A 22,508-nucleotide genomic window follows, 5' to 3' on the forward strand; every position below is an offset into this window, starting at 1 on the left:
CTGATGAGCGACCAGAATCTACTGGACGAACAGCTGGTTGAACGGGTCCAGCGTGGCGATAAAAATGCATTCAACCTGTTGGTAAAAAAATACCAGCATAAAGTGGTCAACCTGGTTGCCAGGTATGTCAACAATCCGGGCGATGTGCCGGATGTAGCGCAGGAGGCGTTTATCAAAGCCTACCGGGCGTTGCCGACATTCCGTGGCGAGAGCGCGTTTTACACCTGGTTGTACCGAATCGCCGTGAATACGGCCAAAAATTATCTGACCTCTCAGGGGCGCAGGCCGCCTAGCAGTGATGTAGAGGCGGACGAGGCAGAATACTATGGTGGTGGCGAAGCCTTGCAAGAGGTTGCCACACCGGAAAACCTGGCGCTGACCGACGAGATCAAGCGTACCGTGTTTTCCGCCATAGAAGCTTTGCCTGAAGACTTGAGGACAGCCATCACCCTTCGCGAAATGGAAGGGCTGAGCTACGAAGAGATTGCCGAAATCATGGATTGTCCGGTGGGTACGGTGAGATCCCGCATCTTCCGGGCGAGGGAAGCAATCGATAAAAAGCTGAAACCTCTGATCGAGAATTAACTGGGGAAAGACAGGTTAACTATGGCAACTAAAGAGCAACTCTCGGCCCTGATGGATGGTGACTTGAGCGATGTTGAGGTTCTTGGCGAGCTGGGAATGGATCCGGCGCTGCAAGATACCTGGTCTCGTTACCACTTGATCGGTGATGCCATGCGGGGCGACCTGCCGGTCAATCTGCAACTGGATCTCAGTGACAGTATCATGGCTGCACTGGAAGACGAGCCCACCATACTGGCGCCCAAACCGGTGGAGAGCAAGCCAACTGCACCGCAGGTTCACACTGCAGCCAAGGTGGTTCCGCTTTTTCGCCGGGTCGGTCAACAGGTGGGGCAATACGCCATCGCCGCGTCGGTCGCCGCTGCCGTCATCTTCGGGGTGCAGCAGTATCAGGGTCAGGACGGCATACCGACCAATCCTGTGCTCAACACCATTCCTGTCGGTGGCAGTGCCTCGCCAGTGAGTGTGCACTACCCGCAAGATGGCAACCGGGCTTCCACCCGCCAGCAAGGGTTGAGCGAGCAACAGATGCAGGAGCAGCGTGAGCGTATCAATGCCTTCCTGCGTGACCACCAGTTGCAACAGCGTCTGCTGCAAGACAAGCAGATTCAGGAATAACGCATTTTTAGGGATCAGACCGTGCGCCAGTCCAGCCGTATTTTGCTGGCCTCTCTCCTGCTGATTTGTGCCAAGGCCTCGGCCGACGATAAGTCGGCCGAGGCCTTGTTGCAGCAGATGCAGAGTGCCGTTTCGCAACAAAATTTCGAATTATCCATGGTCAAGGCCCGTCAGGGGCGCCTCGAACCCATACGTTTCAGCCATGGGGTGATCGATGGCAAGGAGGTGGCTCATCTGAGCTATCTCGACGGCAAGACCATAGAGTACCTGCAGCGCCAGGATGAGTTCACCTTCTTCGAAAATACCCACGAACCCTACACCCTCAAAGGCGCCCGCTTCCCCGGTGTCTGGGCGACGCTGGTGAATATGCCGCTGCCCCGTGTGCTGGAAAGTTATGATCCCGTGCTGGCCGGCCGCAGTCGGGTAGCCGGTCTGGTGGCGCAAGTGGTCAGGCTGGTCCCCAAAGAGGCAGACAAGTATGGCTTCATGCTCTGGATCGATGAACAGAGCAGCCTCTTGCTGCGGGTGGACATGGTGGATCGGGAAGGCAATCTGGTCGAGCAGGTGCTGGGGGTGGATCTGGACAGGCTGAGCGCGCCTGCGCCCTGGCTGGTGAAGCTGGCCGGCAGCAAGCTGCCCCAGGCGCTGGCGCTGGAAGATGCCTATCCGGCACCGCAGCAGACGCTTAACTGGCACCTGACCTGGTTGCCGGATGGTTTCAAGGTATTGTCTCAGGACAGGCATCAACTGGTGACCACCAGTTTGCCGGTCGATTATATGATGCTCTCCGATGGGCTGGTGGATCTCTCCGTCTATGTGGCCAGGGTTGACCCCAAGCAGGCGGTGCGTCAGCAGCTGATCCGTCAGGGCGCTACTTCGCTGGTGAGCTACGTCAACGATGTGGGGGTCGAGATCACAGTCGTCGGTGAAGTACCGGCCGACACAGCGAAACGTATCGCTGAGTCGGTGCAACCGTTGGCTCGCAATGAGACTGTACAGTAGTCGTCTGCACATGCTTGCTTGCCCGAGCGGGTCAGTCATGTTCAGATGGGGTCAATCTTTCCCTCGTTATTGTGGAACCGTCTTGTGAGTGAAATGAGCGAAGAGCTGGCAACCGTGGTGGCCATTGATGGACAGCATGCCTGGGTGGAGTGCGAACGGCGCTCTGCCTGCAGCAGTTGCCATCAACAATCCAACTGCGGTACCGGCACGGTTGCCAAGGCGTTTGTGATGAAGCAGCAACGACTGCGGATTGCCCTCACCGCCAAGGTGAGCGTTGGTCAGCAAGTGAGACTCGGTATTCCCCAGGCGAGTATCCTGCGGGGTGCAGCACTGGTGTATGTATTGCCGCTGTTCTGTCTGCTGGCGGGCGCCCTGCTCGGTCAGCTCTGGTTGGTACCCTTGCTGGCGGGCGGGGAGGGGATCACCATCCTCAGTTGCCTGCTGGGTGGCGTCATCGGATTTTCACTGGTTCGTTACTTTTCCACTCGACTCGAACAGGGGGCATACGGCCCCCGCATGCTGGGTGTGGTACTCCATACCCGCAACCTCTCCTGAGCGTGCAGGCCTGTATTTCTGGTGCTCCGTCGACTAAAGATTGGCCGTCGACCGGGTTATCCAGTAAAATCCTGCCTCCATATCCGGCCCTAACCTAATTTTGAGTGATTCTTGCTCGATGAAACACATTCGTAACTTTTCGATTATTGCGCACATCGACCACGGTAAATCGACCCTGTCGGACCGTCTGATCCAGACTTGCGGCGGCCTGTCCTCCCGCGAGATGCAGGCTCAGGTGCTTGACTCCATGGATTTGGAGCGCGAGCGCGGCATTACCATCAAAGCACAGAGTGTGACCCTGAACTACCAGGCACAAGACGGTAACACCTACCAGCTGAACTTTATCGACACCCCGGGCCACGTAGATTTCTCCTACGAAGTCTCCCGCTCATTGGCGGCCTGTGAAGGGGCGCTGCTGGTGGTAGATGCCGGCCAGGGGGTTGAGGCACAGACTCTGGCCAACTGCTACACCGCCATGGAAATGGAGCTGGAAGTGGTGCCGGTGCTGAACAAGATTGACCTGCCGGCCGCAGAGCCCGAGCGGGTTGCCGAGGAGATCGAAGACATAGTCGGCATCGACGCCATCGATGCTGTCCGTTGCTCCGCCAAGACCGGCCTGGGCGTTGACCTTGTGCTGGAAGAGATAGTGGCTCGCATTCCGGCGCCGGTCGGTGATCCCGATGCACCGCTGCAAGCGCTGATCATCGACTCCTGGTTTGACTCCTATCTGGGCGTCGTCTCTCTGGTGCGGATCAAGAACGGCTCCCTCAAGAAAAACGACAAGATCAAGGTGATGAGCACCGGTCAGGTGTGGGGTGTCGATCGTATCGGTATCTTCACGCCCAAGCAGGTGGATACCCAGGGTCTGGGCTGTGGCGAGGTAGGTTGGGTCGTCTGCGGCATCAAGGACATCCACGGTGCCCCTGTGGGCGATACCCTGACTCAGGCCAAGAATGGCGCCGAAAAAGCGCTGGCGGGTTTCAAAAAGGTGAAGCCACAGGTGTATGCGGGTCTGTTCCCCATCTCCAGCGATGACTATGAGTCATTCCGTGATGCCCTCGACAAACTGTCCCTGAACGATGCTTCCCTGTTCTTCGAACCCGAGAGTTCCACCGCGCTGGGCTTCGGTTTCCGTTGTGGCTTCCTCGGTATGCTGCACATGGAGATCATCCAGGAGCGTCTGGAGCGGGAATACGATCTGGATCTCATCACCACGGCCCCGACCGTGGTCTACCAGATTGAGCTCAATGATGGCTCAACCATCCACATCGACAGCCCGTCTGCCATGCCGCCGGTCAACAACATCAAAGAGATGCGTGAGCCGATCGCCGAGTGCAACATATTGCTGCCGCAGGAGTACATGGGCAACGTCATCACTCTCTGTATCGAGAAGCGTGGCGTGCAGACCAACATGGTCTATCACGGCAATCAGGTTGCACTGACCTACGAAATCCCGATGGCGGAAGTGGTGCTCGATTTCTTCGACCGCCTGAAATCTACCAGCCGTGGTTACGCCTCGCTGGATTACGGCTTCAAGCGCTTCGAAACCTCCGAGATGGTCCGTCTGGATATCATGATCAACGGTGAGCGTGTCGATGCGCTGGCCATCATCACCCACAAGGAGAACGCCCAGTATCGCGGTCGCCAGGTGGTGGAGAAGATGCGTGAGCTGATCCCGCGCCAGATGTTTGATATCGCCATTCAGGCATCCATTGGCAACCAGATCATCGCCCGCAGCACCGTCAAGGCCCTGCGTAAAGACGTGACCGCCAAGTGTTATGGCGGTGACGTGAGCCGGAAGAAAAAGCTGCTGAACAAGCAGAAAGAAGGCAAGAAGCGGATGAAGTCCCTGGGCCGTGTCGACGTGCCGCAGGAAGCCTTCCTCGCAATTCTCCATGTAGGAAAGGATTAATCGATGGCAAGCACGTTTTCCCTGATCCTGGTGGTGGTCTGCGTGATCACCGGTATTATCTGGTGTCTGGACAAGATGATCTGGTCCAAGCAGCGGGCCGCCAAGATTGCCGTGGCCCGTGCCCACGGCGGTGCTCATCTGGATGAGAAAACCCTGGCCAAGGTTGCCCCCATGCCGGTCTGGATTGAACAGACCGCAGGTGTGTTTCCGGTCATTACCCTGGTGCTGATACTGCGCTCCTTCCTGTTTGAGCCGTTCCAGATCCCGTCAGGCTCCATGATGCCGACCCTGCTGGTGGGCGACTTCATTCTGGTGCAGAAGTTTGCCTATGGCCTCAAGGATCCGGTGACCAACACCCGATTCCTCGAGACTGGTGAACCTAAACGCGGCGATGTGGTGGTGTTCAAGTATCCGCTGGATACCCGGGTGGACTACATCAAGCGAGTGGTCGGCATGCCGGGGGACAGGGTCATCTATCGCAACAAGGAGCTGATGATCCGGCCCAAGTGCGAGGAGCAGGAAGGGAAAACGTGCCCGGGCTTCAAGAAGCTCGACGTCAAGTTTGAACAAAGGGGTGAATTTACCCAGATGGGGATCCCGCTTGATCGCTATACCGAGCAGCTGGGTGAGGTGTCTCATGAGACCCTGCGTAACCCGCTGATGCCCGATATGGTCGGCCGCTATTATCGCCAGCCCGGTACTTACCCCGATGAGTGGGTGGTACCGGAAGGTCAGTACTTCGTGATGGGTGACAACCGTGACAACAGTACCGACAGCCGTTTCTGGGGCTTTGTGCCCGAGCAGAATCTGGTGGGCAAGGCGGTCGCTATCTGGATAAGTTTTGAATTTGAGCGTGAAGAAGGCTCCCTGCTGCCAAGCTGGGTACCGACAGGTGTGCGCTTCAACCGCATTGGCGGAATCAAGTAAATGAATATCAAAATGAACAGACTGCAGTCCCGTCTCGGGCATGTCTTTCACGATAAAGAGCTGTTGACCCGGGCGCTGACTCACCGCAGCGCCGGTTCCCGTCATAATGAGCGACTGGAATTTCTGGGTGACTCCATCCTGAGTCTGGTGATTGCCGATGCTCTGTTCCACCGCTTCCCGCAAGCGGCGGAAGGAGATCTCAGCCGGATGCGCGCCACTCTGGTGCGTGAGAAGACCCTGGCCGAACTGGGCCGGGAGTTTGACCTTGGGGATGACCTGATCCTCGGGCCCGGCGAACTCAAGAGTGGCGGTTTTCGCCGCGAATCCATTCTGGCCGACACGGTCGAGGCGGTGATCGGCGCCGTCTATCTGGATACTGGTCTTGAGACGGTGCGGGTGCTGCTGCTGAGCTGGTATGCCAGCCGTCTGGATGAGATCAAGCCAGGCATAGAGCAGAAGGATCCCAAGACCCGCCTGCAGGAAATTTTGCAGGGAAGCCGCAAATCCCTGCCGACCTACACTGTGACCAACGTCAAGGGCGAGGCCCACAACCAGGAGTTCACCGTCCAGTGCGACGTGGAAGGGCTGGATGGTCCGCTGGTCGGGGTCGGCACCAGCCGTCGCAAGGCCGAACAGGCTGCGGCGCAGCAAGCATTGGAAAGACTGTCATGACTGCTATTGATGCAAGAGGCCGCGGTCTTTCAACACAACAGGCATTGGAAAAACTGTCATGACAGATACGACTTACTGCGGCTTTGTCGCCATCGTGGGCCGCCCCAACGTGGGCAAGTCCACCCTGCTCAACAAGCTGCTTGGCCAGAAGGTCAGCATCACCTCGAAGAAACCCCAGACTACCCGTCACCGGATTTTGGGGATCGACACCGAGGACAACCATCAGACCATCTATGTGGATACCCCGGGTCTGCACATCGAAGAGAAGCGGGCCATCAACCGCCTGATGAACCGCGCCGCCACCAGTTCGCTGGGGGATGTGGCCATGGTGGTGTTCGTGGTTGACGGTACCCACTGGACCAAGGATGACGAGATGGTGCTCGGCAAGTTGCGCCATCTGCCCTGTCCCGTTGTGCTGGCGGTCAACAAGATCGACAACGTCAAGGACAAGGAAGACCTGCTGCCCCACCTGGAGTGGCTGGGCCAGCAGATGAAGTTCTCCCATATCCTGCCCATCAGTGCCGAGAAGGGCACCAACGTGGAGAAGATCCGCGAGTGGTCCAAGGATCTGCTGCCAGAGAACAACTTCTTCTTCCCGGAAGATTACGTGACCGACCGCTCTTCCCGCTTCATGGCCTCCGAGATCATCCGCGAGAAGCTGATGCGTTTCACCGGTGAGGAGCTGCCTTACTCTGTGACCGTGGAGATCGAGCGCTTCAAGGTGGAAGAGAGCGGCATCTATCACATCAATGCCCTGATCCTGGTAGAGCGCGATGGCCAGAAGAAGATGGTCATCGGCAACAAGGGTGAGAAGATCAAGACCATAGGCACAGAGGCACGCATCGACATGGAACGCCTGTTCCAGAACAAGGTGTTCCTTGAGCTGTGGGTCAAGGTCAAGGCAGGCTGGGCCGATGACGAGCGCGCTCTGCGCAGTCTCGGTTATGGCGATGACTGATTGCTGAGTCCAGCCTTCGTCATCCACAGTCGGCCCTATCGGGAGACCAGTCAGCTGGTCGAGGTGTTTACCCAGGATAGTGGCCGATTTACTCTGGTGGCTCGCGGTTCTCGCGGGCCACGCTCCCCTCTGAAAGGGCTGCTTCAACCTTTTTCCCTGCTCACCATCAGCTGGCGTGGCAAGGGGGATCTCAAGAATCTCGCCCAGGTCGAATGTCCGGATCACTCCTTGCGACTCGGTGGCGATCGCCTCTTCTACGGCCTCTACCTCAACGAGCTGGTCTACTACCTGCTGGAAGCCCATACCCCTTTTCCCGAGGTGTTTGACGCCTATGCCCGTGCCCTGATGGCGCTGGCGGATGGCGAGACGCCCGAGCTGCCGTTGCGCCGCTTCGAGTTCCTGCTGTTGCAGGCGCTTGGCTATGCGGTGGACTTCGAATACGCTGCCGACGACGAGTCCGCGATCCAGCCCGAGCAGCTCTACGGCTTCGAGCGCGAATTGGGCTTTGTTGCTTGCGAGCGGGCGCCGGATCCCCGTACCCTGTTCCTCGGTGCCCACCTGCTGGCCTTCGCCGAGGGACGTTTCGATACCCCTCCCTTGCTGCAGGCGGCCAAACGTTTCAGCCGACTGGCGCTGCAACCCTATCTGGGCAGACGGCAGTTGAAGAGCCGGGAGCTGTTTTTAAAACGCCGCAATAGATTGGGTTAACCATCCTGCGGCGTTACCCGGCACGGTAAGAATGTTACCTACGTCCGATTACGCTGCGCTAATCGAACCTACTAGCTGATATATGGATATCCGCGCGGTAGCCGCGCAGTCAACAGATGAAGCTTTTCAAGGAGTTCTCAATGAGTGAAATCTATCTGGGTGTGAACATCGATCATATCGCCACCCTGCGCAATGCCCGTGGCACCCAGTATCCGGATCCGGTACAAGCTGCCTTCGTGGCCGAGCAGGCCGGTGCCGACGGCATTACCGTCCACCTGCGGGAAGACCGCCGCCACATCACGGACCGCGATGTGGAGATACTGCGCCAGACCATACAAACCAGAATGAACCTGGAGATGGCGGTGACCGAGGAGATGATCGGCATCGCCTGTCGTATCAAGCCCCACTTCGTCTGCCTGGTGCCGGAGAAGCGTACCGAGGTGACCACAGAGGGTGGTCTGGACGTGGCTGGTCAGCTCGACAAAATCACGGATGCGGTGACTCGCCTGTCGGCCGTGGGGGCCAAGGTGTCGCTGTTTATCGATGCCGACCCGCTGCAGATCGACGCGGCCGCCGACAGTGGCGCTCCCTTCATCGAGATCCACACAGGCCGTTACGCCGATGCCACCACGGATGCCGATCGCAACGCCGAGTTCAAGCGCATCGCCGCCGGCGCTTCCTATGCTGCCGGCAAGGGGCTCAAGGTCAATGCAGGTCATGGCCTGCACTACCACAACGTCAAGGCCATCGCCGCCATCCCCGAGCTCTATGAGCTCAACATAGGCCACGCCATCATAGGCCGGGCCGCCTTCGACGGCCTGACCAAGGCGGTCAGCGACATGCGCCTGTTGATGCAGGAAGCCCGTCAGGGGATCTGACCGTCGGATAAGCTAGCGGCCATAGACGAACTGGTTGCATGAAATAATAAAGGGACGCTGCGGCGTCCCTTTATTATTTCTGGCACTTAGGGGAAGTAACGTTCCAGCAGGGCGGTGAGGATGGCCTGGCTCTGCTCGTCGGGCTCGCCGCTGACCAGGGCCGGGCGGAAATGGAGCTGGAAGGCGCGCAGGGCGGCGCGGCTCTGTTCATCCCAGGTGCCGCTGGGGGCGACCCAATAACCGTAACGGGCGAGTTGCTGTTGCCAGTTGAGGGCATTCCAGGCGGGTGCTGGCTGCTGGCGCAGTGCTGTGACCCTGGCTTCATCAGGCCAGGCGCCGACCCCGTAGTGCAGGGCGAGCTCGCGCCAGGGGAAGTGGGGGCCTGGATCCTGCTTGCGTTCGGGGGCGACATCGCTGTGGGCCAGCACCTGAGTTGGCGGAATCCGGTAGCGTTGCACCAGCTTCTGAGTAAGGGCGCCGATGGCGGCGATCTGCGCCTGGGTGTAGGGCTGCCAGCGCCGCTGGTGGGCGGGTAGCAGCGCATCTTCCGGCGGATAGCCCAGGTTGACGATTTCGATGCCGAGGGAGCTGGCGTTGAGCCCCGCATACTGGTGCCAGCGACTGCGGCCCGCATGCCAGGCGCGCTGGCTGTCGGGCACCAGTTGGTAGACGGGCAGCGGTGTCTGGTCGGTGTCGCGGGGGATCAGGTAGTGAGCGCTCACCTGATGGGCTGGTTCGGTCAGCAGGCGCAGTGAGTGGGCGTCGTCCTCGTCCGTGTAGTGCAGGATCAGGAAAGCGATGCGTTCATTCTGGCTGGCGCTGGGGTAACGGGAAGAGAGCTGATAGGGGGCAGGCTGGCAGGCGCTCAGCAGCAGTATGAGGCAGAGTGACCATAACCGCAGCCATATGGCCCTGTTCGAGCTCGGTTCGGGAAGGCGCGACGGCCAGCGCCGCCCACTGGCCAGCGGGACACGGGCTGACAGTGAGCAGATACGCTGGCCCATGACTCAGGCGCGGTACTTGGCGGTGAGGCCGATGAGGAAGTTGCGCAGGATCTGATCCCCGCAATCCTGATAGTGCTTGTGATCCTTGGAGCGGAACAGGGCACTCAGTTCGGACTTGGAGAGGTTGAAGTCGGCGAGCTTGAGGGTGCCGAGCATGTCCTCTTCTTTGTAGTTCAGGCCGATGCGCAGCTTGCGCAGTATCATGTTGTTGTTGATCCGGTTCGGGATCACCTGGGCCGGGGCATCTTCCCGCACACCGCGGCGCGCTATGATGAAGCCGTCGAGGAACTGGCTCAGGGCTGCATCGGGACAGGCGACATAGCCCGCTTCCTGCTCTTCCCCTTCAGCCGCCTCTTTCATCAGCCAGCTGTGCAACTGGGCGTGAGTGACCGTCAGATTGCCTTTGGCAAACATCTCGACCATCTGGTCGTTGCTGATGGTGAGGGCGTAGCGCAGACGGCGCAGAATATCGTTGTTGGTCATGTTGACTCCTGTAGAAACGGCGCAACTTTATCATCTGGCGCGCCCCGCGTCAGAAAAAGCAGGGCCGACTCTGTTCATTAACGGAGGCTGATAGCGGCTGCCAACCGGCGCCACGCTGCATCCACGGCATTCAGGCGAGGTAAAGGGGCGCCTCCCGACGCACCTGCTCCATCGCATCTTGCAACTCCAGCAACTCGGGCTCCAGCTCGCTGACCGGCACCCCGTCGCGCAGTTGTTGCTCCAGCTGGGAGAGCAATCGTTGCAGGCCGGGCACCCCGGAATAGGCACAGCCGCCATTGAGGCGATGCAGCTGTGCCAGCACCTCGGCATCCTCCACCTGACCGGCGAACGCTGCCTCCAGAACCGGGTCCACCTCGTCGAAGCTGGCCATCAGCATGGTCAGCATCTCTTTGGCGAGATCCAGCTTGCCAGCGGCCTGACGCACCGCCAGGGACCAGTCGATCTGCTGATCCCCGTGGTTCTGGTGGCGACGGTTGGCGAAGTCGGTGATCAGCTGGGCCAGCATGCTCTCGTCGATGGGCTTGGCCAGATAGTCATCCATCCCCTGCCGGATCAGCCGTTCCCGCTCGCCGGGAATGGCGTGGGCGGTGACCGCCACTATGGGCGTCTCAGTGTTGAGGGACTGGCTGCGGATCGCCTGGGTAGCACTGATGCCATCCATGATCGGCATCTGTATATCCATGAAAATGATGTCGAACGGCTGACTCTGGGCCAGTCTGACGGCCTCCTTGCCGTTCTTGCACACCACCACCTGGCTCACCATCTCCTTGAGCATAGCGGCGATCAGCTTGAGATTGGCCGCATTGTCGTCCACCGCCAGCACCTTGATTGCCTGCACGCTGCGTGGGGAGGGGGTGGGCAGCGGCGCGCTCTTGGTCGCCTCGGGGGAGAGCAGGGCGTGCAGCAGCTTGCGGTGGTTGGTGGGCTTGGAGAGACAGTGCTGGGCACCGTGGGCCAGCATGGCCTCATAGAGCGATGGCTCGTGGCTGCTGAGCAACACTATGGTGTTCTGCTGGCCGTCCAGCGCATCGAGGCGAGCGATCACCTGCTGCGGAGTGTGCAGTGTGCTGCTGCCGATGATCACCATGTCCTGATTGCTCATCTCGGGCCAGATGGTATCGATGGCGAGAGATTGCACATCCAGCTGCCATTCGGCCAGCAGGGCACACAGGGAAGAGTGGCTGAAGGGATCCGGCTCCAGCAGCCAGACCCGCTTGCCCTGAATGCGATCCAGCGGCAGCTTCTCGGTCTGGGGCAGGGGAGAGACGTCCATGTCCAGGCTGAAGGAGAAGATGGACCCCTTGCCCAGCTCGGATTCAAAACGGATCTGGCCTCCCATCTGCTGTACCAGCTTCTGGGTGATGACCAGACCGAGACCGGTGCCGCCATAACGGCGCGAGATGGAGGAGTCGGCCTGATTGAAGGCCTGGAACAACTGGCGCTGCTGCTCTTCAGAGATGCCGATACCGGTATCGCGGATCAGTACGTTGAGCCGCACCTTGTTGCCGTTGCTGCCGCCGGTCTGCTCTATGTGGACATCCACGTTGCCACGCTCGGTGAACTTGATGGCGTTGCCGGCGAGGTTGGTCAGCACCTGCTGCAGGCGCATGGGATCGCCAGTGAGATAGTCCGGCACCTCGGCATCTACCTGCAGGGAGAGTTCGAGCTGCTTGTCGTGAGCACTAGGGCCGAGCAGGTGCATGGTCTCGTTGAGGGTGTCGCGCAGGCTGAACGGGATATGCTCCAGCTGCAGCTTGCCTGCCTCCAGCTTGGAGAAGTCGAGGATGTCGTTGATGATGCCTAGCAGGTTGCGGGCCGACTTCTCTATGGTCTGCATGTAGTCGGTCTGGCTCGGAGTCAGCGCCGTCTTGAGCAGCTGGCGGGTGAAGCCGATGACGCCATTGAGCGGGGTGCGCAGCTCGTGGGACATGTTGGCCAGGAACTCGGATTTGACCCGCGCAGCCTCCTGCGCCCGCTTCTTGGCCATGTCGAGCTCGACGTTCTGGATCTCTATCTGTTCAAGTGTTTCCCGCAGATCCGAGGTAGCCTGATCGATATTCTGCTGCATCTCCTCGTGATATTCGGAGAGCGCCTTGGCCATGGCGTTGATGCCGTTTTTCAGCATGTCCAGCTCGCCGGTGAGCTGACCGCTGACCCGGGTATCGAGGCGCCCCTCCCTGATCTTGTGCACCGCTTGCACCATATCGGTGATGGGCTGGGTCACGCTCTTGACCAGCCTGAAGCCAAACAGGGTACTGAAGGCGATGCCGATGAGCACCATGATCACCGCGAAGAAGGTGTCGCGATACTGCAGGATCATGGCCCTGTCCGTGGTCATCTGCATGGAGATGTAGCCGATCATCGGCGGCTCCACGTCGCTGGGCAGCGGGAAGCCATCCATGCTGGTTTCGGCCTGGATCGGGGTGCGCAATATGATGTCGTCACCGTACAGGGTGACGCTGGTCAGCTCGGGGATCTGGCTGCCATCGGGCAGCCGCAGTCGGGTGAAGTCCCTGTGATAGTTGGACGTCACGAACAGCTGGTTGTCCTGGGTGAAGACGGCAATGGACTTGATGAGCGGCGAGTTTTTGCGGTGGGTCAGGCCAATCAGCCGCTTGAGCGACTCGCGACTGTGCTGGGTCATGCCGTACTCACTGGCGATGGCCAGGGGCTCTATGATGTTGATGCCCTGATCGATCAGGTTGTTTTCCAGCTGCTGGTAGCGGTGGAAAGTAAAATAACCTGCCATCAGGCCGCCAATGATCAGGGTCGGCAATATGGTAAAGGCCAGCACCCGGGCTCGAAGGCCGTACTTGGTCATGCGAATGGTCCCCCGATCATCAGGGTGGGCAAGATGGTCAATGACACGGCATGAGCGCGCAGGCCGGATTGGGTCATGCGGATAGTCCCCCGATCATCAGGGTAGGCAAGAGGGCAAACGACAGTGGGCGGGCCCGCAGGCCGGATTTGGTCATACTATTATTCTTGTGGGACAATAGCCTGCTGCAGATTCCACAATCATGACATAGCCACCTATAGGCACCAAGTTTTATGGCCCAGTTTTTCAAGCCCCAAAAGAAATCCACCCAGCCCCAACGTATTGAATTTACGGTAGACAGTCTGGATCACCACTGCGTCGGTATCGGCCGTCATCAGGGCAAGGCGATCTTCATCGAAGGGGCTTTGCCCGGCGAGCAGGTCAAGGCCCGCATCCTCGACGACAAGAAGCAGTATGCTCACGCCGCCTTGCAACAGGTAGTGACCCCGGCGGCGAACCGCATCGCCCCCTTCTGCAACCACTACCGCGAGTGCGGCGGCTGCAATGCCCAGCACCTCGGCGAAGCGGATCAGCAGGCTGCCAAAGAGGCCGGGCTGGTCAGCCTGTTCGAACGACTGGGGCAGATCAAGGCGCCAGTGCTGGAGCCCGTGCTGACTGGGGAGTCCCGCGCCTACCGTCGGGTCTGCCGGCTGGCCATCAAGTTTGACAAGAATGGCCGCTGCACCCGGGTCGGTTTTCGTCGCCGCCAGTCCAACGATCTGGTGGAGATTGAGGGTTGCCCCGTGCTGGCCGAGCCGCTCTCTGCCCTCATAGCACCGCTGCGCGAGTGCCTCAATCGCCTCAAGAGTCAGCGTGAGCTGGGCCATGCGGAGCTTATCCAGGCAGAGCAGGGGATCATGATGCTGCTGCGCCACACCGGTCGTCCCAACGAGGCGGATCGCGCCCTGCTGGTGGCGTTTGCGAAGTCGCAGGGGATAGACCTCTATCTGCAGGCGGCCGATGAACGCATCGAGCCACTGCACCAAGTATTCCAGCCATCCTACTCACTGGATGGCCTGTCTCTTGCATTCGCTCCCGGTGACTTCATTCAGGTCAATGGCCCCATCAACCAGAGCATGGTGGCCCAGGCGCTGGCGTGGCTCGGTGCGAGCAAGGATGACAAGGTACTGGATCTGTTCTGCGGCATCGGCAACTTCACCCTGCCACTGGCCCGTCAGGCCCGTGAAGTGGTGGGAGTGGAAGGGGATCTGGCCATGGTGGCCCGCGCCGAGGAGAACGCCCGTCGCAACGGCATCGACAACGCCCGTTTCTACAAGGCGGACTTGAGCGGCGACATAGTCGGCATGTCCTGGGCGCGGGAAGGGTTCGATCTGGTGCTGCTGGATCCGGCTCGCCCCGGTGCGCTGGAGGTGATGGGTCACGTCGTGAAACTTTCACCCAAGCGAGTGGTCTACGTTTCCTGTAACCCGGTCACCCTGGCCCGTGACAGTCAGGTGCTGGTGAAAGGGGGCTACCGACTGGTGCGCCTGGGGATGCTCGACATGTTCCCGCACACGGGTCATCTCGAGTCAATGGCGCTGTTTGAGCGGGGCTAAGCAGAGGATGTCCGGATGTTCCGTCGCTGCGGCCATCTGGACGCCATTGCGCTGTTTGAGCAGTAATGATTGAGGTAATCTAGACCCTCGTAAATCGGCAGGGCCTGTTGGAGAACTCTATTGTCTTTATTGACAATATGCCTTGAAAAGTTCTCCAGATATCCCCATTTGAGGCAGTCTCATCAGGTGAGGGGGAGGAAGCGGCAGCTTTCGGCCCAATAATTTAAAGGATTGATACCATGGTTGCGGTTCGCGATATTCATTTGAAAGACAACTTCACCCTGGAAGAGTGGGTCAGCTCGCTCAACCTGAGTGACAGTGACAAGGATCAACTGCGAACCGTTTATCAGTACTGTCTGACGCTCGGTGACGAGGCGATCACCAACCGTCTGCTGGTGCGTGGTGTCGAGATGGCGGGTATTTTGCTGATGCTCAGCATGGATCTCGGCACTCTCAAGGCCGCCATCATCTACCCCTTCGTCGAAGCCGGCCTCATCAGCCAGGAGCGGATGGACGAAGACTTCGGCCCCAAGATCGCCAAGCTGGTGGAAGGGGTGCTGGAGATGGAGGCCATCCGCTCCCTGCAGACTCTGCACCGCAGCGAAACCTCACCGGAGCAGGTCGACAATGTGCGACGCATGTTGCTCGCCATGGTCGAGGATGTGCGCGCCGTTGTCATCAAGCTGGCGGAGCGGATTGCCTGCCTGCGGGAAGCCAAGAAGGCAGATGAAGAGACCCGGGTGTTGATGGCCCAGGAGATCACCAACATCTATGCCCCGCTGGCCAACCGGCTTGGCATTGGTCAGCTCAAATGGGAGCTGGAAGATCTCGCCTTCCGTTACCTGCACCCGGATACTTACAAGCAGATCGCCAAGCAGCTCGACGAGAAGCGGCTCGACCGGGAGCGCTACATCCGCGAGTTCGTGCAGTCCCTGCGCGACGGGCTCAAAGAGGCCGGAGTGGAGGCGGAAGTCTATGGCCGCCCGAAACACATCTACAGCATCTGGCGCAAGATGCAGAAGAAGCACCTCGAGTTTAACGAGCTGTTTGACGTGCGTGCCGTGCGGGTGGTGACCAAGCGGCTGCAGGATTGCTATGCGGCACTCGGTATCGTTCATACCCATTTCCACCATATTCCCCGCGAGTTTGACGACTATGTCGCCAACCCCAAACCCAATGGTTACCAGTCCATCCACACTGTCGTGGTGGGGCCAGAGGGCAAGACGGTGGAGATCCAGATCCGTACCGACCAGATGCATCAGGATGCCGAGCTCGGCGTTGCCGCGCATTGGCGTTACAAGGAAGGGGCGCAGGCTGCCAACAAAGCCAACAACTTTGAAGACAAGATCGAGTGGCTGCGCAAGCTGCTCGCCTGGCAGGAGGATCTCTCCGAGAGCGGATCCTTGCTCGAAGATCTGCGCAGTCAGGTATTCGAGGACAGGGTCTATGTGTTCACCCCGAAAGGGGATGTTATCGACCTGCCGGCGGGCGCCACCCCACTCGATTTTGCCTATCACGTCCACAGCATGATCGGCCACCGCTGCATCGGTGCCAAGATTGACGGCCGCATAGTGCCGTTCACCTATGCACTGCAGACCGGCGATCAGGTGGAGGTGATCACCCAGAAGGAGCCGAACCCGAGCCGCGACTGGATGAACCCCAACTCCGGCTTCCTGCGCTCCAGCCGGGCACGGGCCAAGGTGGCCACCTGGTTCAGGAAACTGGACAAGGACAAGAACATAGCCGCTGGCAAGGAACTGCTGGAAAAAGAGCTGGACAGACACAACCTGACCCTCTCCAAGGTCGACAAGGTGGTGCTGGAGCGTTTCCACGCCGAGGAGCTGGAAGACCTGCTGGCCGGCATTGGTAGCGGTGACATTCGCATCAACCAGCTGCTCAACTACCTCGACACTCGTTACAACAAGCCGACGGCGGAGGAAGAAGATCGCCGGGTGCTGGAAAAACTGGAGCAGAAGGCCAATACCCCGATCAGGCCCAAGCCCAAGGATCACATAGTGGTGGAAGGGGTCGGCAATCTGATGACCCACATAGCCCGTTGCTGCCAGCCCATTCCGGGCGACACCATACAGGGTTTCATCACAATGGGGCGCGGGGTCTCCATCCACAGAGATGATTGCGAGCAGCTCAAGGAGCTCTCCCGCCGCAACCCGGAGCGGTTGATCGATGCGGTGTGGGGAGAGAATTACTCAGGTGGCTATGGCCTTACCATCCGTATCCTCTCCAATGATCGCTCTGGTCTGCTGCGGGACATCACCACAGTGCTGGCCAACGAGAAGATCAACGTGATGGGGGTGCGTTCGCGCTCCAATGTGCGCGAGCAGACTGCCGAGATCGACATGGAGCTGGAGATCTACAACATCAACGCCTTCAACCGGGCCTTGGCCAAGTTGAGCCAGCTAAATGACGTGATCAGCGCCAAGCGCCTCTGATGGTGACCCGCCCGCAGCAATGACCGACCGCAAGGTCGGTCACTGTTTTCCTCCTGATCACGCCCCCTGCAACCACGAATGGAAAGTTAACATCCCATGTCCCAACGTTACGACCTGCCCCAACTGCTCGATATCATGTCTCGTCTGCGTGACCCGCAAGGGGGTTGCCCCTGGGATCTCAAGCAGAGCTTCCAGACCATAGTGCCCCACACCCTGGAAGAGGCCTATGAGGTAGCCGATGCCATCGAAACGCAGGATTGGCAGGGGTTGAAGGGGGAGCTCGGCGATCTGCTATTTCAGGTGGTCTTCTATGCCCAGCTTGGCAAGGAGCAGGGACTGTTCGATTTCGCCGATATCGTCGATGCGGTGAGCGAGAAGCTCATTCGCCGTCATCCCCATGTGTTTTCCGATGCGGATCTTGGCGATGAGCAGGCGGTCAAGGTGAACTGGGAGGCGGAAAAAGCCAAAGAGCGGGCGGCACTCGATAAAGAGAGCGTGCTGGATGACATACCGCTCTCGCTGCCGGCCCTGACTCGCGCCGCCAAGATCCAGAAGCGCTGCGCCACAGTCGGCTTTGACTGGAAAACCCTGGGGCCTGTGGTGGACAAGATCCACGAAGAGATCGACGAAGTGATGGAAGAGGCACTGATGGCCGACGTGGACGAGGCGCGGGTGAGCGATGAGCTTGGTGATCTCCTGTTTGCCACCGTCAATCTGGTGCGTCACTTGGGCAAGGATCCGGAGCAGGTGCTGCGGGGCGCCAACGCCAAGTTCGAGCGTCGCTTTCGGCAGGTTGAGCAATTTATCGCTGCGGAAGGCTTGAAAATGATCGATTGTTCGCTCGAAAAGCTGGACTCCGCCTGGGACAAGGCCAAGGAAACCGAACAAAGTTGATTTGGCGCAAGACGATGGCGCTGTGAGCCTGATAGATTTTTGTTCATTGTTTGGGAGTGGGGGTTTTGGTATACTGTTTCCCCGTCCTGCTTCATCCCCGAAGCACCCCTTAAAATTCCCTAAACTTCTTTCAGGTTCAGCATGACGACAAAATATATTTTTGTAACTGGTGGCGTTGTTTCATCCCTCGGCAAAGGCATTGCCGCAGCTTCTCTGGCAGCCATTCTGGAAGCCCGTGGTCTGGATGTGACCATCATGAAACTGGACCCCTATATCAACGTGGATCCGGGCACAATGAGCCCGACCCAGCACGGTGAAGTGTTCGTAACCGAGGACGGGGCCGAGACCGATCTGGATCTGGGCCACTACGAGCGTTTCATCCGCACCAAGATGACTCGCCGCAACAACTTTACCACTGGCCGCATCTACGCTGACGTGCTGCGCAAAGAGCGCCGTGGCGACTATCTGGGCGCCACTATTCAGGTTATCCCGCACATCACCAACGCCATCAAGGAGCGGGTGATTGCCGGTGCCGAAGGCCATCAGGTTGCCATCGTCGAAGTGGGCGGTACCGTGGGTGACATCGAGTCCCTGCCGTTCCTCGAAGCCATTCGTCAGCTGGCGGCTGAAGTGGGCCGCAACAGCGCCATGTTCATGCACCTGACTCTGGTTCCTTACCTGGCGGCTGCCGGTGAACTGAAGACCAAGCCGACCCAGCACTCCGTGAAAGAGTTGCTCTCCATCGGTATTCAGCCGGATGTGCTGATCTGCCGTTCCGATCGCACCATTCCGGCCAACGAGCGTGCCAAGATCGGTCTGTTCTGCAACGTGCCGGAGCGCGCCGTCATCTCCATGAAAGACGTCGACTCCATCTACAAGATCCCGGCACTGCTCAAGTCCCAGAATCTGGACTCCTACTTCACCGAGCGTTTCGGTCTGGAGTGCAAGGAGGCCGACTTGTCCGAGTGGGAACAGGTTGTCTTCGAAGAGGCCAACTCGACTGCGGAAGTGACCATCGGCATGGTCGGCAAGTATGTTTCTCTGCCGGATGCCTACAAGTCCGTCAACGAGGCGCTCAAGCACGGTGGCCTGAAGACCCGTCTCTCCGTCACCATCAAGTACATCGACTCTCAAGACATCGAGACCCGCGGCTTCGAGCTGCTGGAAGGCCTGGATGCGATCCTGGTTCCGGGTGGTTTCGGTGAGCGTGGTGTGGAAGGCAAGATCCTGGCTGCCCAGTATGCCCGTGAGAACAAGATCCCTTACCTGGGGATCTGTCTCGGCATGCAGGTTGCCATGATCGAATTCGCGCGCAACGTCGCTGGCATGACAGGTGCTCACTCCTCTGAATTCAAGAAAGATTGCGCCTATCCGGTTGTCGGTCTCATCACTGAGTGGGTGGATGACGAAGGCAACGTCGAGACCCGTACCGAGAAGTCCGATCTGGGTGGCACCATGCGTCTGGGCTCCCAGCTCTGCCACCTGGTCGAGGATTCCAAGGTGCGTCAGATGTACGGCAGCCCGACCATTTACGAGCGCCATCGTCACCGTTACGAAGTGAACAACAAGCTGCTGCCGCAGATTGAAGCGGCAGGTCTGAAAGTGACCGGTCTCTCCGCCGACAAGAAACTGGTGGAAATTATCGAGATCCCGGATCACCCCTGGTTTGTGGCGGCGCAGTTCCACCCGGAGTTCACCTCAACTCCCCGTGATGGCCACGCCCTGTTTGCCGGTTTTGTGAAGGCGGCAGGCGAGTATCAGAAGCGTAATCTGAAGTAATTGAAAATAAATGCGGTTGAGGCTCTGTGCCACAGCCGCTTTTTTTGGCATATTTTTGTTGTTTTTTTACGAAACCTGAGGAAATACACATGTCCAAGATCGTTAAAGTGATCGGTCGTGAAATCATCGACTCCCGTGGTAACCCGACCGTTGAGGCCGAAGTTCACCTGGAAGGTGGTTTTGTTGGTATGGCAGCTGCTCCGTCTGGCGCGTCCACTGGTTCCCGCGAAGCGCTGGAACTGCGTGACGGCGACAAGAGCCGTTTCCTGGGTAAAGGCGTGCTGAAAGCCCTCGAAGCCGTAAACGGCCCGATCGCTCAAGCTCTGCTGGGTAAAGATGCCAAGGACCAGGCTGCTATCGACCAGATCATGATCGACCTCGACGGCACCGAGAACAAATCCAAGTTTGGCGCTAACGCCATCCTGGCTGTTTCCCTGGCCAACGCCAAGGCCGCTGCTGCTGCCAAAGGCATGCCGCTGTATGCTCACATCGCCGAGCTGAACGGCACTGCGGGTGTTTACTCCATGCCGCTGCCGATGATGAACATCATCAATGGTGGTGAGCACGCCGACAACAACGTCGACATCCAGGAGTTCATGATCCAGCCGGTTGGCGCCAAGACCCTGAAAGAAGCCGTTCGCATGGGTGCTGAAGTGTTCCACAACCTGGCCAAAGTGCTGAAGTCCAAGGGCTACAACACTGCTGTTGGTGACGAAGGTGGTTTCGCTCCCAACCTGAAATCCAACGCCGAAGCGCTGGAAGTGATCGCAGAAGCCGTTGCTGCTGCTGGCTATGTACTGGGTAAAGACATCACCCTGGCCATGGACTGCGCTGCTTCGGAGTTCTACGACGCCGAGAAGAAAGAGTACAACCTGAAAGGCGAAGGTCGTATCTTCACCTCCAACGAGTTCTCTGACTACCTGGCTGATCTGACCACCAAGTTCCCGATCGTCTCCATCGAAGATGGCCTGGACGAATCTGACTGGGACGGTTTCGCTTACCAGACCAAAGAGCTGGGCAAAAAGATCCAGATCGTGGGTGACGACCTGTTCGTAACCAACACCAAGATCCTGAAGCGCGGCATCGACAACGGCATCGCCAACTCCATCCTGATCAAGTTCAACCAGATCGGTTCCCTGACCGAAACTCTGGCTGCCATCAAGATGGCCAAAGACGCTGGTTACACTGCCGTCATCTCCCACCGTTCCGGTGAGACCGAAGACGCGACCATCGCCGACCTGGCTGTGGGTACCGCTGCTGGCCAGATCAAGACAGGTTCCATGAGCCGTTCTGACCGTGTTGCCAAGTACAACCAGCTGATCCGTATCGAAGAAGCTCTGGGTGCCAAAGCTCCTTTCAACGGTCTGAAAGAAGTGAAAGGCCAGGCTTAATTCCAGCCTGCCCTTAATCTGCTCAAAGCCCCGCTAATCTGGCGGGGCTTTTTCGTATCCGCCTCAGCCGTTTGCGGTTTCTGCATTTTTTATTCCGGCCCAACCCATACGGGGCACAGGCTTCCTTTTGTCTTGCCTGCGAATATGGGAAACTAGGCCGCTTGAAGGAGACTCAGTGCATGCGGCTACTCACTCTTATCCTGCTCTTCCTGTTGGGAGGGCTTCAATACGACCTCTGGCTGGGGAAGAATGGCCTGTCCGATTATCACGAATTGTCTGATGCCATCTCCCGGCAGCAGCAGGATAATCTGGTACTCAAGGATCGTAATAACCTGATTTATCGCGAGATTGATGATTTAACCTCGGGCCTTGAGGCCATCGAGGAGTTGTCGCGCAACGATCTTGGTTACATCAAGCAGGGCGAGACCTTCTACCGGATTATCCCCAAGGATAAAGATCAGGAGACGGCGCCGGACGATGAGCCCTACGATGACTGATGCGAAAATCACTGGTGTGATCGCTATCGTTCCGGCCGCTGGCATCGGCAGCCGGATGGGGGCCGATTGTCCCAAGCAGTACCTGCACCTGGCGGGCAGGACCATTCTCGAACATACCCTGGAGCGGCTGCTCTCTCACCCGGCGATAGCGCAGGTGATAGTGGCGCTGGCGCCTCATGATCGCTGGTTTGAAACCCTGCCCGTGGCGGCCGACTCGCGTATCCTGCGGGTAGAGGGGGGCGCCGAGCGCGCCTTTTCCGTTCTCAATGCGTTACATGCGGCCGACAGTGACTGGGTGTTGGTTCACGATGCCGCCCGCCCCTGTCTGACCCATGGCGATCTCGATGCCCTGATCGCCGCCGCCATCCAGTGTGGGGGCGCCATTCTCGGCAGCCGGGTGCGCGATACCATGAAGCGCTCTGATGCTGCAGGCAACATCATTGGTACCGTCGATCGCGAGCAGCTCTGGCATGCGCTGACGCCGCAGATGTTCCCCGCTCGCACCCTGAAGCGAGCGCTGGAGGAGGGACTGGCACTGGGGGCCACCATCACTGACGAGGCCTCTGCCATGGAGCGTGCCGGTTTCACGGTGCGTATGGTGGAAGGACGTGCTGACAATATCAAGGTAACCCGGCCTGAGGATCTCTCTCTGGCTGGGCTGTTTTTAAGCCAGCAGACATAAGCCGTTGTTGCGACGGATGTGTCCACTGGCGATGAAAGTGACTTAAAGGAGCAGGCATGATCCGGATTGGACGTGGTTTTGACGTGCACAAAATTGACGAGGTAGGTCCCTGTATGTTGAG

General features: G+C 58.8%; 20 protein-coding genes. 17 read left to right on the plus strand and 3 right to left on the minus strand.

Going from position 1 to position 22,508, the window contains the following annotated elements; all coding sequences use genetic code 11:
- Positions 1 to 3 precede the first annotated feature (3 nt).
- The 10 genes from rpoE (at position 4) to pdxJ (ending at position 8,812) form a co-directional block, all read left to right on the plus strand.
- On the plus strand, positions 4 to 585 hold the full coding sequence (gene rpoE / locus AACX78_RS03740; RefSeq protein ID WP_021139196.1) for an RNA polymerase sigma factor RpoE: 582 nt from the start codon (positions 4 to 6) through the stop codon (positions 583 to 585).
- Between the two features lie 21 nt (positions 586 to 606).
- Positions 607 to 1,200 (plus strand): RseA family anti-sigma factor, encoded by a 594-nt coding sequence (locus tag AACX78_RS03745; protein WP_058395229.1) that lies wholly within the window; start codon positions 607 to 609, stop codon positions 1,198 to 1,200.
- A 21-nt stretch (positions 1,201 to 1,221) separates the two neighbouring features.
- Positions 1,222 to 2,202 carry a MucB/RseB C-terminal domain-containing protein gene (locus tag AACX78_RS03750; RefSeq protein ID WP_021139198.1) on the plus strand — a complete coding sequence of 327 codons (981 nt, stop codon included), beginning with the start codon at positions 1,222 to 1,224 and terminating at the stop codon, positions 2,200 to 2,202.
- A gap of 93 nt (positions 2,203 to 2,295) precedes the next feature.
- On the plus strand, positions 2,296 to 2,757 hold the full coding sequence (locus tag AACX78_RS03755; RefSeq protein ID WP_159167444.1) for a SoxR reducing system RseC family protein: 462 nt from the start codon (positions 2,296 to 2,298) through the stop codon (positions 2,755 to 2,757).
- A gap of 118 nt (positions 2,758 to 2,875) precedes the next feature.
- Positions 2,876 to 4,669 (plus strand): translation elongation factor 4, encoded by a 1,794-nt coding sequence (gene lepA / locus AACX78_RS03760; RefSeq protein ID WP_159165428.1) that lies wholly within the window; start codon positions 2,876 to 2,878, stop codon positions 4,667 to 4,669.
- Positions 4,670 to 4,672: 3 nt separating this feature from the next.
- A complete protein-coding gene (gene lepB / locus AACX78_RS03765; RefSeq protein WP_005318850.1) occupies positions 4,673 to 5,596 on the plus strand; it encodes a signal peptidase I in 924 nt (307 codons plus the stop codon).
- Positions 5,597 to 6,268 (plus strand): ribonuclease III, encoded by a 672-nt coding sequence (gene rnc / locus AACX78_RS03770; RefSeq protein WP_159165429.1) that lies wholly within the window; start codon positions 5,597 to 5,599, stop codon positions 6,266 to 6,268.
- Positions 6,269 to 6,326: 58 nt separating this feature from the next.
- Positions 6,327 to 7,226, plus strand: a complete 900-nt coding sequence (gene era / locus AACX78_RS03775; RefSeq protein ID WP_005318854.1) for a GTPase Era — start codon at positions 6,327 to 6,329, stop codon at positions 7,224 to 7,226.
- The gene (gene recO, locus AACX78_RS03780; protein ID WP_159165430.1) at positions 7,227 to 7,934 is read left to right on the plus strand and encodes a DNA repair protein RecO; all 708 of its coding nucleotides are present in this window, start codon (positions 7,227 to 7,229) and stop codon (positions 7,932 to 7,934) included. It abuts the gene before it with no gap.
- 140 nt (positions 7,935 to 8,074) lie between these two features.
- Positions 8,075 to 8,812 (plus strand): pyridoxine 5'-phosphate synthase, encoded by a 738-nt coding sequence (gene pdxJ, locus AACX78_RS03785; protein ID WP_159165431.1) that lies wholly within the window; start codon positions 8,075 to 8,077, stop codon positions 8,810 to 8,812.
- Positions 8,813 to 8,898: 86 nt separating this feature from the next.
- On the opposite strand, the gene AACX78_RS03790 is transcribed toward pdxJ, so the two are convergent.
- The 3 genes from AACX78_RS03790 to barA form a co-directional block, all read right to left on the minus strand.
- Entirely contained in the window at positions 8,899 to 9,816 is a 918-nt protein-coding gene (locus AACX78_RS03790) for an N-acetylmuramoyl-L-alanine amidase (RefSeq protein ID WP_159165432.1), read from the minus strand.
- 3 nt (positions 9,817 to 9,819) lie between these two features.
- Complete coding sequence (locus AACX78_RS03795; protein WP_005318863.1) at positions 9,820 to 10,299, minus strand: YehS family protein; 480 nt, start codon at positions 10,297 to 10,299, stop codon at positions 9,820 to 9,822.
- 130 nt (positions 10,300 to 10,429) lie between these two features.
- On the minus strand, positions 10,430 to 13,141 hold the full coding sequence (gene barA, locus AACX78_RS03800; protein ID WP_159165433.1) for a two-component sensor histidine kinase BarA: 2,712 nt from the start codon (positions 13,139 to 13,141) through the stop codon (positions 10,430 to 10,432).
- A gap of 230 nt (positions 13,142 to 13,371) precedes the next feature.
- Here barA and rlmD point away from each other — a divergent pair, with 230 nt between their 5' ends.
- The 7 genes from rlmD (at position 13,372) to ispD (ending at position 22,387) form a co-directional block, all read left to right on the plus strand.
- Positions 13,372 to 14,694: a 23S rRNA (uracil(1939)-C(5))-methyltransferase RlmD gene (rlmD, locus tag AACX78_RS03805; RefSeq protein WP_058406572.1), complete on the plus strand. Its 1,323-nt coding sequence runs from the start codon at positions 13,372 to 13,374 to the stop codon at positions 14,692 to 14,694.
- A gap of 239 nt (positions 14,695 to 14,933) precedes the next feature.
- Complete coding sequence (relA, locus tag AACX78_RS03810; RefSeq protein WP_159165434.1) at positions 14,934 to 17,144, plus strand: GTP diphosphokinase; 2,211 nt, start codon at positions 14,934 to 14,936, stop codon at positions 17,142 to 17,144.
- A 96-nt stretch (positions 17,145 to 17,240) separates the two neighbouring features.
- Positions 17,241 to 18,038 (plus strand): nucleoside triphosphate pyrophosphohydrolase, encoded by a 798-nt coding sequence (mazG, locus tag AACX78_RS03815; RefSeq protein WP_159165435.1) that lies wholly within the window; start codon positions 17,241 to 17,243, stop codon positions 18,036 to 18,038.
- Between the two features lie 141 nt (positions 18,039 to 18,179).
- A complete protein-coding gene (gene pyrG, locus AACX78_RS03820; protein WP_005318871.1) occupies positions 18,180 to 19,817 on the plus strand; it encodes a glutamine hydrolyzing CTP synthase in 1,638 nt (545 codons plus the stop codon).
- An 89-nt stretch (positions 19,818 to 19,906) separates the two neighbouring features.
- A complete protein-coding gene (eno, locus tag AACX78_RS03825) occupies positions 19,907 to 21,208 on the plus strand; it encodes a phosphopyruvate hydratase (protein WP_005318874.1) in 1,302 nt (433 codons plus the stop codon).
- A gap of 179 nt (positions 21,209 to 21,387) precedes the next feature.
- Positions 21,388 to 21,705, plus strand: a complete 318-nt coding sequence (ftsB, locus tag AACX78_RS03830; protein ID WP_005318876.1) for a cell division protein FtsB — start codon at positions 21,388 to 21,390, stop codon at positions 21,703 to 21,705.
- The gene (ispD, locus tag AACX78_RS03835) at positions 21,698 to 22,387 is read left to right on the plus strand and encodes a 2-C-methyl-D-erythritol 4-phosphate cytidylyltransferase (RefSeq protein WP_159165436.1); all 690 of its coding nucleotides are present in this window, start codon (positions 21,698 to 21,700) and stop codon (positions 22,385 to 22,387) included. The genes ftsB and ispD overlap by 8 nt, the downstream gene beginning before the upstream one ends.
- The last annotated feature ends 121 nt before the right edge of the window (positions 22,388 to 22,508 follow it).

The organism is Aeromonas sp. 9A (assembly GCF_963900955.1).
Taxonomy (GTDB): domain Bacteria; phylum Pseudomonadota; class Gammaproteobacteria; order Enterobacterales; family Aeromonadaceae; genus Aeromonas; species Aeromonas salmonicida.

Excerpts from the sequence above, each read along its gene's own strand:
- rnc (WP_159165429.1), top strand. The coding sequence starts at position 5,597 with ATGAATATCAAAATGAACAGACTGCAGTCCCGTCTCGGGCATGTCTTT.
- AACX78_RS03795 (WP_005318863.1), bottom strand. The coding sequence starts at position 10,299 with ATGACCAACAACGATATTCTGCGCCGTCTGCGCTACGCCCTCACCATC.
- barA (WP_159165433.1), bottom strand. The coding sequence starts at position 13,141 with ATGACCAAGTACGGCCTTCGAGCCCGGGTGCTGGCCTTTACCATATTG.
- lepA (WP_159165428.1), top strand. The coding sequence starts at position 2,876 with ATGAAACACATTCGTAACTTTTCGATTATTGCGCACATCGACCACGGT.
- relA (WP_159165434.1), top strand. The coding sequence starts at position 14,934 with ATGGTTGCGGTTCGCGATATTCATTTGAAAGACAACTTCACCCTGGAA.
- eno (WP_005318874.1), top strand. The coding sequence starts at position 19,907 with ATGTCCAAGATCGTTAAAGTGATCGGTCGTGAAATCATCGACTCCCGT.
- rpoE (WP_021139196.1), top strand. The coding sequence starts at position 4 with ATGAGCGACCAGAATCTACTGGACGAACAGCTGGTTGAACGGGTCCAG.
- ftsB (WP_005318876.1), top strand. The coding sequence starts at position 21,388 with ATGCGGCTACTCACTCTTATCCTGCTCTTCCTGTTGGGAGGGCTTCAA.
- rlmD (WP_058406572.1), top strand. The coding sequence starts at position 13,372 with ATGGCCCAGTTTTTCAAGCCCCAAAAGAAATCCACCCAGCCCCAACGT.
- AACX78_RS03790 (WP_159165432.1), bottom strand. The coding sequence starts at position 9,816 with ATGGGCCAGCGTATCTGCTCACTGTCAGCCCGTGTCCCGCTGGCCAGT.
- lepB (WP_005318850.1), top strand. The coding sequence starts at position 4,673 with ATGGCAAGCACGTTTTCCCTGATCCTGGTGGTGGTCTGCGTGATCACC.
- mazG (WP_159165435.1), top strand. The coding sequence starts at position 17,241 with ATGTCCCAACGTTACGACCTGCCCCAACTGCTCGATATCATGTCTCGT.
- pdxJ (WP_159165431.1), top strand. The coding sequence starts at position 8,075 with ATGAGTGAAATCTATCTGGGTGTGAACATCGATCATATCGCCACCCTG.
- pyrG (WP_005318871.1), top strand. The coding sequence starts at position 18,180 with ATGACGACAAAATATATTTTTGTAACTGGTGGCGTTGTTTCATCCCTC.
- AACX78_RS03755 (WP_159167444.1), top strand. The coding sequence starts at position 2,296 with ATGAGCGAAGAGCTGGCAACCGTGGTGGCCATTGATGGACAGCATGCC.
- AACX78_RS03745 (WP_058395229.1), top strand. The coding sequence starts at position 607 with ATGGCAACTAAAGAGCAACTCTCGGCCCTGATGGATGGTGACTTGAGC.
- ispD (WP_159165436.1), top strand. The coding sequence starts at position 21,698 with ATGACTGATGCGAAAATCACTGGTGTGATCGCTATCGTTCCGGCCGCT.
- era (WP_005318854.1), top strand. The coding sequence starts at position 6,327 with ATGACAGATACGACTTACTGCGGCTTTGTCGCCATCGTGGGCCGCCCC.